Annotated in this window: 6 protein-coding genes; 2 read left to right on the forward strand and 4 right to left on the reverse strand. The window is 31.0% G+C overall.

Features of this window, described 5'->3' with window-relative positions:
• Window positions 1–66: 66 nt before the first annotated feature.
• The 4 genes from LPB87_RS16450 to thrA form a co-directional block, all read right to left on the reverse strand.
• On the reverse strand, window positions 67–3,498 hold the full coding sequence (locus tag LPB87_RS16450; protein WP_230728591.1) for a leucine-rich repeat domain-containing protein: 3,432 nt from the start codon (window positions 3,496–3,498) through the stop codon (window positions 67–69).
• Between the two features lie 130 nt (window positions 3,499–3,628).
• Entirely contained in the window at window positions 3,629–4,918 is a 1,290-nt protein-coding gene (gene thrC / locus LPB87_RS16455) for a threonine synthase (protein ID WP_230728592.1), read from the reverse strand.
• Between the two features lie 390 nt (window positions 4,919–5,308).
• Complete coding sequence (locus LPB87_RS16460) at window positions 5,309–6,244, reverse strand: homoserine kinase (RefSeq protein WP_230728593.1); 936 nt, start codon at window positions 6,242–6,244, stop codon at window positions 5,309–5,311.
• 227 nt (window positions 6,245–6,471) lie between these two features.
• The gene (thrA, locus tag LPB87_RS16465) at window positions 6,472–8,919 is read right to left on the reverse strand and encodes a bifunctional aspartate kinase/homoserine dehydrogenase I (protein WP_230728594.1); all 2,448 of its coding nucleotides are present in this window, start codon (window positions 8,917–8,919) and stop codon (window positions 6,472–6,474) included.
• Window positions 8,920–9,602: 683 nt separating this feature from the next.
• Here thrA and hutH point away from each other — a divergent pair.
• Together hutH and LPB87_RS16475 are read left to right on the forward strand one after the other, a co-directional pair.
• The gene (gene hutH / locus LPB87_RS16470) at window positions 9,603–11,117 is read left to right on the forward strand and encodes a histidine ammonia-lyase (protein WP_230728595.1); all 1,515 of its coding nucleotides are present in this window, start codon (window positions 9,603–9,605) and stop codon (window positions 11,115–11,117) included.
• Between the two features lie 48 nt (window positions 11,118–11,165).
• Window positions 11,166–11,810: a DUF47 family protein gene (locus LPB87_RS16475; protein WP_129537907.1), complete on the forward strand. Its 645-nt coding sequence runs from the start codon at window positions 11,166–11,168 to the stop codon at window positions 11,808–11,810.

Genomic DNA, 11,810 nt, shown 5'->3' on the forward strand with positions numbered 1-11,810 from the left:
AATAAGACCTCTTTTTATTTATGTTTAATTGCTGGCGCGAGCGTCGCGCATGAAATTTATTAATTATTACTTTGTAATGAAACTAAATAGCTGTTCCCCTAATTCCATCATTTTAGCTCCTTTTGTCGCAATTTCTGCTGGTAGAAGACCTATAGCAACCCAATCTTTTACCTCTTTTGCTTTTGTGAAAAACTTTTGTAGTTTGGAAATTGATTTTCTTTCATCTATTTCATCATTAGCTTGCTCCAAACGATATAATTCTTTTAAGGCATTGCAGAAATTTTCTTGCCATTCCTTATTATCTTTTGATACATCTTCAAAATCTTCCAAAATATCTTTTAACTCTTGAATTTGAGAATTATTAGAATAATTGTTTATGTATGAGTTTTGGGTATTATTTTTCCCTCCGATTTGTGTATTTCCATTTGAAATAAAGTCGCCTTTAAAATTGAAAATTTGCCCTTCTTTATTCATTGCGTTTAATATTTTTTGTGAATCTTCAAAATTATCAATTACATTTAATACATTAATATTACGAATCCTATAAGTTGGATGATAATCTATTGTACTAACACCATTTTTTAAACTGTCAATCATCTCATCATAAGATAAAAAAACCTGTTTTTTATTTTCTTTGGAAATATATAGTACTTCTTCTCTATATTCCAAGGAATATTTAGAATTAATATCTTTAATATCTCTTCTTAATACTTCCCATAAACCTCTAATATTATCACCTTTTATCCAAAAATCTATAATTTTTGAATGTTGATTAGTTTCTACAAGTGCAAATGTTTCACTGTGTTGATCTTTTATGACTATTCCAGATTGCCAATATCCATTTTTTACGCAATTAGAGATATTACGTGCCATAAATCGATACATGATTAACATTTCGAAAGAAGATTCAAATTGAAAACGATACCTTCTACTGCCATTTTTATACTTATCAAACTCCAAGGGTTTCTCTCCTTCAAATGCACATGGCACTAAATATTCATTTTTTTCAAAAGGATTTGTTACACATAAATCATAATCTGTCATTAATGCTAAAATAAATTGAAAATCTTTCTCCTTATACTTTAATTTAATTCTTTCATTTGCAAAAAGAGACTTTTCATCTTTAAAAATTTCTTTTAAATTACTATAATTTAAATGCCCTTTTTTGCTTCGTGTTATTTCAGAGGTTATAACTGAATATGCACCAGTTGTGATCCAATCGGGATTTAATACTTGTAAGTCATTAAGGATAGGTTTATCAAAAAACACAATAGAACCTATTTTATCCAATTGTTTTAGAAGGTTTTTTTTATTTATTTCGTTAGTATATTTATTATTTTTGCAAATTAAATCATATTCATTGTATGCAATGTAATTTTTACTAATTGTTACATCCTTTTCTAATTCATTTTTAATTTTAAACCAATTAAGAGGATATTGAACTAATAAATCTTTTTGGTTTAGAATGGTTTTAGTCAACTCAGTTTTAAAATCATCAAAACCATAATCATCTTTGCATGATAACAAAAATGGCGTTCTTAGTTTTGGATAAGTCTTCCTTAGTTCAAAAAAGTTTTTATTATTATGAGAATCTTTGTCTTTTGGATCTTTATAATTATAAACAATTAATACTTCTGAATCTTTGCCTAATTTATCAATTTGATCTAACCAATACATAACATTTGTATCATTCCTGGGATCTAGAAGTAAAATATAGATGACCTTTTCTGTTAAAAAAAACTGATGAAGAGAATGCTGGATATGTTGCCCTCCAAAATCCCATAAATTTACTTTTATTTTTTCATTATTTTTATTAATAACCTCATTCCACGATTTTTTATTTATACCATGCGTAGTTACTTCTGTAGTAAAAGGTAGACCAACTATTTTTTTCATTAAACTAGTTTTGCCTAAGCCTCCGTCTCCAACAAAAATTAACTTGCATTCATTCAATGCTTTTAAGCCATATTGTCTAGCATCTTCAAAATATTGTAAGACTGTCTCGTTTCCTTGCTCTAGAACTTCAAATGGCGGAATTGTTGAATGATTATTGGAGATAAAAAGTCCATCTTCAATATCAAATTGTTTCTCAGAATCAAGAACTATCTCATTCGATCTAATTTGATTCTCTAAAGGTCTGAAATCTGATATGTTATTCTTTTCTAAAACTAATAGTTTTAATTTTCTATGGTTTTGGAGAACCGCTATGTCTGAAATCTTGTTGCCATCAAGATAAAGATTCACAAGTTTAGTTAAGTTTTCAATTGGATTAATATCTTCAATTTGATTATTACTTAAATCTAAATATAATAATTCACTTAAATATTTTAAAGGTCTAATGTCCCTAATTTGGTTTGACCACAGTGTTAATGAAGTGATTTTTTTTAATTTTTTTAAAGGAGTAATATCCGAAATCTGATTATCAGATAATGATAATTTTTTAATATGAATTAAATTTTCTAATACCTTAATATCTGAAATAATTGTATTTGATAGATCTAGACTATTTATTCCTTTTAGATTTTTTAAAATGCTTATTTCTGATATGGGATTTTCTGATAGAAACAGATATTTAAGATTAACTAAGTTTTCTAAGTCATTAATTTTAGAAATATTATTGTGATTTAAGTTTAAATTTATTAATGAAGTTAGATCTTTTAGTGCAGTAATATCATTAATTTTATTACGGTGTAAATCCAAAGTAGTTATCCTTGATAAAGCTGTAAAGCCCGATATGTCTGAAATATTATTATTGCCTAATATTAAATTAGTTATTGGTAAGTTTTTTAAAATGGTTATATCTGAAATATTATTATTGGATAAATTTAGAAAAGTTAATTCTTTTGAGTTTTTGAGGAACGATAAATCTGAAATTTCATTATTACTAAGATTTAAAGAAACGAGTTTTTTAAAGGATTTAACAAAAGAATAATCTGAAATAAAATTGTTACTTAAGTTTATTGAGGTTAATAAACTTAGTTTTTGTAAAATTTTATAGCTAGTTATATTAGGACTATTACTTAAATCTAAATCGCTTATTTGTGTTAACTTTTCTAAAAATGACAAATCTGAAATTTCGTTTCCTTCTATATCAAGAGATGTTAAATTTACAAGTTCTTTTAAAGATGAAAAATCTGAAATTGAATTACTACTAAGATTTAAAGAGGTTAAATTAATAAATCTTTTTAAAACTAAACATTCTGATATAGAATTGAAACCTAAACTTAAATGGGTTAAATGTACTAGATTTTCTAAAAATGAAATATCAGTAATATTATTCCCTTGCAAATTTAAAAATCTTAAAAAATTCAAATTATTAAAGGGTGAAAAATCTAAAATTTCATTATAACTTAAATTTAATCCTATTATTTCCAGATTCTCATTTATTTCAAAAGTATTTTGATTTTTATACTCAAGAATAGAATATTTTTTGTTTTTCTGAGAAATTGTAATCTTATACTTGTCTTCTAGGTCTAATATTTGAGTAGGTTTATTCATTTTTTCTTTTTTTATCAAATATAAATTAATTCAGGTTAAATTTATTATTTAGGTTAAAAATTGCTTTATTGTTAGGATAAAAAAAACGAGTTAAATTTTAACTCGTTTTAGTTTTTTTGAAAATTATTTTTCATCCCAAAAACGCCTTCAACTCCTCATAAGTTCCAATCTTCACACTAACTTTATCTTCATTAATAACACTTTTAATTTGTTCTGGAATAGGAAGTGTAATTCCCAATGCAGGTTCAACAACATCAAGGAATTTAATAGGATGAGCCGTTTCTAAGAAAATACCAATTGCATTGTTATGTTTTTGTAATTCTTTCTTCAAACCAAGGTAGCCAACGGTGCCGTGAGGTTCAGCAATATAACCGTTAGCTTTATAAATCTGTTTCATTGCTTCGAGTGTTTCTTCATCAGTATAACTATAAGAAGAAAAGTCTTTTTCGAAAGCTTTTAAATCGTTTTGGTACATTTCCTGAATACGAATAAAATTACTCGGATTCCCAACATCCATTGCGTTAGAGATAGTCGCTTTAGATGGTTTAGGATCGTATTTTCCGTTTTCTAAGAATCTTGGTACGGTGTCATTTACATTAGTAGACGCAACAAAATGTTCAATAGGTAAACCTAATTTCTTTGCCATGATTCCAGCACATATATTCCCAAAATTTCCACTAGGACAAGAAAAAATCAAAGGTTTGTTTTGACTTTTCAAGGTTTTGTAAGCAAAGAAGAAATAGAACATTTGTGGCAACCAGCGTGCAATATTAATAGAATTTGCTGAGGTAAGGTTTTTATGCGCTAAAGACTCATCTAAAAAGGCTTTTTTTACCATATCCTGACAATCATCAAAAACACCATCAACTTCTAGTGCTTTGATATTTTGACCTAATGTTGTCAGTTGTTTTTCCTGAATGTCACTTACTTTTCCTGATGGATATAAAATCACAACATCTACTCCGTCAACACCAAGAAAACCGCTTGCAACAGCCCCGCCAGTATCACCCGATGTTGCTACAAGAACCGTATTTTTACTTTCTGCTTTGTCTTTATTAAAATAAGCCAGACAGCGTGACATAAATCGTGCACCAACATCTTTAAAAGCCATTGTAGGGCCATGGAATAATTCTAATGAATAAATTCCTTTTTCGACTTCGACAACAGGGAAATCAAAACATAACGTTTCTGCAATGATTTCTTTTAAAACGGTTTCTGGAATTTCATCACCAACAAATTGTTTGATGGCTTCAAAAGCAATTTCTTCGTTGCTCAGATTTTCGATTGACTCAAAAAAAGAAGCGTTTAATGGCGTGATTATTTCTGGAAAATACAATCCTTTATCACTTGCTAATCCTTGTATTACAGCTTCCTGAAAAGAAACTTTTGGGGCATTATGGTTTAAACTATAGTATTTCATTTTTTATTGGTTGTTTTCTTTTGGATTTTATTTAACCGCAAAGAGCGCAAGGAAATTGTTTCTTTTAAAAACGTTATGTTCGCAAAGCTTTGTGGTACTATTTTTTATTTCAATAATTATCTTCAATTTTTGTCATTTCGACGTAAGGAGAAATCTTCGCAAGTGACTCCGCAAACTAAATCGCCAATCTTTGTCGAGATTCTCGTGAAGATTTGCTTCGTCAGTCGCTATCGCTCGAGTCTCGTTCCTCGAAATGACAAACTGGGCATGTTGTACTTTGTGTCTTTACTTTGCGTGGACTTCGACTCCGCTCAGCCTGACAATCTATGTCTTAATGCTTGATTATTCTTATTTAATGCATCTCACATTTCACAAACAACATTTCACATTTTATATAATTCTTACTCCCTCAGGATTAATCTGTGAGATATGAATTTCGTATGGTAAATTGATGTTATCATAAACTTCGCTCATGGCTTTGGCTATTTTTACAGCAGTTTCTTTTCCTCTGCTTAAAGCAAAAATAGAAGGGCCAGAACCAGAAATTCCAGAGCCTAACGCACCATTTTCGAGAGCCGCTTGTTTGATTAAATCAAAACCCGGAATCAAGACACTTCGCAGAGGTTCTACAATTTCGTCATGAAGAGATCTTCCGATTAAATCGTAATCTTTAGTATATAATCCAGCGATTAAGCCACCTACATTTCCCCATTGCATGATGGCGCTTTTTAGAGAAACATTTTGTTTTAATACCGAACGGGCATCTGATGTTTTTAACTCAATTTGAGGATGCACAACAGTAGCGTATAATTCTTCTGGGCTGTCAATTTTTATAATATCAAGCGGATTGTAGCTTCTTACCAAAGTAAAACCACCCAAAAGGGCAGGGGCAACATTATCGGCATGAGCGTTTCCGCTGGCTAATTTCTCACCTTGCATGGCAAATTGAACCAAATCTTTTCTAGAATATGGTTTTCCTAATAACTCATTGATTCCAAAAACCGCTCCAGCAGAACTTGCAGCACTGCTTCCGATACCGCTTCCAGCTTTGATGTTCTTATAAATCTCAATTTCAAATCCTATCGTTATTGGATTAAAATCTCTTTCATATGCTTCAAGCATTGCTAAAGCAGCAACACCTGATACATTTTTTTCTGTTTCCAAAGGCAAATCGGCACCAACAATTTTTGTGATACGAACCCCTTTCTGGTCAGATTCACGAACAATCATTTCATCGCCCGCAGTTTCTAAACAAAGTCCGAGAACATCAAATCCACACGAGAGATTGGCAATTGTTGCCGGACAAAATAGTTTTATTTCTTTCATTTTTTTTTAAGGTTCAGAGAGGCAAAGGCTCAGAGGTTCAAAGGTTTTGCCAATCATTGTTTTTTATTTTTAGGTTCAAAGGTTCAAAGCGATAAAGAGAGAAATCTTTGAACCTTTGCAACTATGTGTTTTTTTTTAAAAGGTTCAGAGAGGCAAAGGCTCAGATGTCCAAAGCGACAAAGAGAAAACCTTTGAACCTTTGCAACTTAGTACCTTTGTACCTTTCTCTAATTATTCCCAATTCGAATCACATCTGCAAAAATCCCCGAAGCAGTAACTGCCGCACCGGCACCAGCACCTTTTATAAGCAGTGGCTGATCAACATAGCGATCGGTATAAAACAATACAATATTATCTTTTCCTTCCAGATTATAGAACGGATGATCTTTAGGTATAAATTGTAATCCTACACTAGCTTTTCCGTTTTCGAATTGCGCTACATATTTTAATCTAGAATCTTTACTTAGCGCTTCATCATAGATTGCTTTAAAATGTGGAGCATGTTTTGTTAAAGATGCAAAAAAGTCTTCATTGTTAGTTGTAGCAAGAGATTCAGCAGGCATGAAAGATTCATTCGCAATAGCATCAATATCCATTTCGTAACCGCTTTCGCGAATTAGAATCAGGATTTTTCGAGCTACATCAATTCCACTTAAGTCAATTTTAGGATCAGGTTCTGTGAAACCTTGTACTCCAGCTTCTTTTACAACATCATGAAAAGAGTTGTTCTCATCAAAATTATTAAAGATAAAATTTAAGCTTCCAGATAAAACAGCTTGAATTTTGTGCACTTTATCACCAGAAGCGATTAAGTTTTTTACAGTATCTATGATTGGCAATCCAGCACCTACATTAGTTTCGAATAAAAATGGAGCGTTAAACTGACGTGATAAATTTTTCAGTTTCTTGTAATTGTCATATTCAGATGAACAAGCAATTTTATTACAAGTAACCACAGCAATACTTTGTTTCAAGAACTCTTCGTAGGTTTCAGAAACACTTGCATTTGCAGTAATATCAACAAAAATACTGTTACGTAAATTCAAATCTTTGGCACGTGCTATAAAAGCTTCCTTGTTGGCAGTTTCCCCGTTTTCAAGAGCCGCTTGCCATTCTTTAAGAGAAATTCCATCTTCATCAAACAGCATTTTTCTCGAATTGGATAAGGCAATAACGCGAACATTTATCTTTAAGTTTTCTTTCAAGAACTTTCTTTGACTATGAATCTGTTCAATGAATTTCTCACCTACATTTCCAACTCCCATTACAAAAAGGTTAAGTTGTTTTGTGTTTTCTTCAAAGAAGTTCTCGTGTAAAGTATTCAACGCTTTTTTTACATCACGTTCGTTAATTACAACCGAGATATTTCTTTCGGATGCACCTTGAGCAATAGCACGAATATTTACATTGTTTTTCCCTAAAGTACTAAACATTCTTCCGCTTAAACCTTGATGGTTTTTCATGTTTTCGCCAACCAAAGCAATGATGCAAAGGTTTTTCTCTACGATGCAAGGATCAACTTTATTTTGAATAATTTCTACTTCAAAAGCACCATTTATTGCTTGTTCAGCATTTTCGGCATCAGCATTTAAAATTCCAATACAAATAGAATGCTCAGATGAAGCTTGAGTTATAAAAATAACATTGATACTCTCGTTAGACAGAACTTCAAAAAGGCGCTTTGATGAACCAGAAACTCCAATCATTCCCGGACCTTCAAGAGTTATTAATGAAATATTATCGATATGGCTAATTCCTTTTACAATAGTATCTTTTGATGAAATTTGATTTGAAATATAAGTTCCCTCAGATTCAGGTTCAAAAGTATTCTTGATTACAATAGGAATATTTTTTCTTAAAACAGGCTGAATTGTTGGCGGATACAAAACTTTAGCACCAAAGTGTGATAACTCCATCGCTTCCTGATAAGAGATTGTTACAATTGGTTGTGCTTGTTTAACTATTTTAGGATTGGCAGTGTACATTCCGTTTACATCAGTCCATATTTCTAAAACTTTGGCATTAAGAGCTCCAGCCAAAATTGCTGCAGAATAGTCCGATCCACCACGTCCTAATGTAGTAATGATTCCATCAAGAGAGGAAGCAATAAAACCGGGCATGATAACAACTTGAGCTTTGTTTTCAGAAAAATAATCGCGTATTAATTGATTTGTAACTTCAAAATTTACAGCAGCTTTTCCAAAGTGGTTGTTCGTTTTAATAAGTTCACGGCTATCTTTATAACCGCTATTTTTATTCGTTTGCTTTAAAGCTTCGGCGATAATATAAGACGAAAGCAATTCACCAAAACTAAGGATAGTATCGGCAGTTCTGTTAGATAACTCCCCTAATAAAAAGCATCCATCAAGTAATGTTTCGAGATGGTTTATAATTCTTTTTACGTGGCTTAATAAGCTACTTTGTTCACTAACAGGAATTAATGCTTTTAATGTGTCTAAATGTTTTTTCTCTATTTCGGCAACTATATCTTTAAAACTTTCGTCATTAGAAGCGGCTTTTGCGGCGGCAGCCTGAAGTAAATCAGTTACTTTGCTTAAAGCAGAAACGACAACTATTAATTGATCTTGTTCTGATTTTTGATTTACAATTTCTAAAACTCGTTTTATATTTTCTGCATTGGCGACTGAAGTTCCACCAAATTTTAATATTTTCATTGTGTGTGTGTTATTTTATAAATGCAAGTGTTTATACGTATTCAATGCCTTTTTTCTTTCAAGAAAAAAAGTATGGATAGCCTGGATTATATGTAAAAATGTATACCCCTAAGGGGTAGTAGTAATTGTAGAAGTTGTTGTAGCAGTAATTGCAACCCAGTTTTGAGTTGTTATCGAAGAGTGATATTTTATACTGTTATCTTTCATTTTTGATTTTCCAAATGTACAGGTTTTTATAGTTAGCAAAAAATTTAATCGGATTTTTACGAATATTTTAATAATAGGTAGGACAATATTCTAATTCTGATTATTTGGTAAAATTTAATGCTTCAAAATAGAAGATTCATATATTTACTTGAGATTAAGAACGTTATTTTTCTGAAATAAAGAGAGAATTTAAAATAATTAGACAATAAATGTATTCAGTTTGCTGTAAAACATGATTTTTGTGCAAATTTTAGATCAAACAGTAAAAAATATTGAGATTATATTCTATGCGTTTTTTTAATATACTTTAGGTGTTGCTCTTGCTATTCTGTTTAATGACTGATGAACACAGGTTTTTGTAAGATAAAAGCGATGTGTTGCTATTGATGTATCGATGTAGTATTTTTAATTATTAGCAAAAAAGGTTGCTTTTTAATATTGATTTGTTGAATTTTGACATTCAAATACAAAGTAATATGAGCAATATCCATTATATCAGTACAGAGTTACTGAATTTAGAACAATTACAAGAAATTATCGTAGAGCAAAAAACATTAGAACTGTCTGAAGAGGCTAAAGTTAATGTTCAGAAATGTAGAGATTACTTAGATAAAAAAATGGCTTCGCATTCAGATCCTATTTATGGAATCAATACAGGATTTGGATCGCTTTGTAATGTGAAAATATCCAATGAAAACTTATCTAAACTACAAGAAAATCTTGTAAAATCGCACGCTTGCGGAACAGGTGATGAGGTACCACAAGAAATTGTAAAACTGATGTTGTTGCTTAAAATACAATCTTTAAGTTACGGACATTCGGCGATTCAATTGATAACATTAGAGCGTTTAGTATCATTTTACAACAATAATGTTTTACCAGTTGTATATACACAAGGATCACTAGGAGCATCTGGAGATTTAGCGCCATTAGCGCATTTATCATTGCCATTATTAGGTGAAGGTGAAGTATATTTTGAAGGAAAGAAAGTGCATTCAAGCGAAATCTTAAAGCATTTTAATTGGGAGCCAATTATCTTAAAATCAAAAGAAGGATTGGCATTATTAAACGGAACCCAGTTTATGAGTGCTTACGGAGCGCATATATTAATGAAAGCTTATAAGTTTTCTTATTTAGCCGATTTAATTGGAGCTATTTCTCTAGAAGGTTTTGATGGAAGAATTGAACCTTTTAACGAATTAATTCACTTTATTCGCCCTCATAAAGGACAAATTGTTACTGCACAGCGCATCAAAGAACTTTTAGAAGGAAGTGAAATTATTGAACAAGTAAAAACACATGTTCAGGATCCATATTCATTCCGTTGTATGCCACAAGTTCATGGAGCTTCAAAAGATGCAATTGATTATGTAAGCAAGGTTTTTAAAATAGAGATAAATTCAGTTACCGATAATCCTAATATATTTATAGAAAGTGATCAGATTATTTCAGGAGGTAATTTCCACGGACAGCCTTTGGCATTAGCCTTAGATTTTATGGCAATTGCTTTGGCCGAATTAGGAAGTATCTCTGAAAGAAGAACTTATCAATTAATTTCGGGATTGCGTAACCTTCCAGCATTTTTGGTAGATAATCCAGGATTAAATTCAGGATTGATGATTCCACAATATACCGCAGCAAGTATTGCAAGTCAAAATAAGCAATTAGCAACTCCAGCAAGTGTAGATAGTATTGTTTCGAGCAATGGGCAAGAAGATCATGTGAGTATGGGAGCAAATGGAGCTACAAAAGCATTGCGTGTTATGGATAATTTAGAGCGTATTTTGGCTATCGAATTACTGAATGCTTCACAGGCAATTGCTTATAGAAAACCATTGAAATCTAGCGATTTTATAGAGATGTTTTTAAGTAGCTACCGCGAGGTAGTGCCATTGGTTACTGAGGATAGAATCTTACATTATGATATCGAAAAAACAATTTCATTCTTGAATAGTTTTCAAATTGAAAACGATTTGTTAACAATGGCTTAACATAACGAAAGAATAATGAAGTAATTTTGCAGTATTAAAAACGTAAAAATGTCAATAAACAGTATTTTCCAATTTTTAGTGCCGAAAGACAAGAAATTCTTTCCACTTTTTGAAGAAGCATCAAGTAATCTAATTGAATTAGCTTCTAATTTACACGAAGCAGTAAATCTTCCTTTAAAGGAAAGAGAAGTACTTTTTCAAAAGATAGATGAATTGGAACAAAAAGGCGAGGATATTACCCGTCAGACAAATTTGGAGTTAAGCAGAAACTTCATTACTCCATTCGATAGAGAAGATATTCATACTTTGATTACTTCTATTGATAATGTAGCTGATTATTTGCATGGTGCAGCAAGTAGAATGAGATTGTACCAAGTTGATAAGATTACAAAATCAATCAGAAAAATGACCGAAATCAATCTTGAGGCTTGTCAGAATATTGATAGTGCAGTAAAAGAATTGAGAAATTTGGAAAATTTTAAAGTCATTAAAGACGCATGTGCTAGAATTAACAAACTAGAGAACAAGTCGGATAATGTTTATAACAAAGCAGTTTTTGAAATTTTTGAAAACGAAACAGACGCTAAAAATATTATTAAATATAAAGAAGTGTTATCTGTTTTAGAATCTGCTACAGATAAATGTAAGAGTGTTGCAAACATACTAGAATCTATTTCTGTAAAACATTCTTAA

The organism is Flavobacterium sp. EDS (assembly GCF_020991525.1).
Classification (GTDB): domain Bacteria; phylum Bacteroidota; class Bacteroidia; order Flavobacteriales; family Flavobacteriaceae; genus Flavobacterium.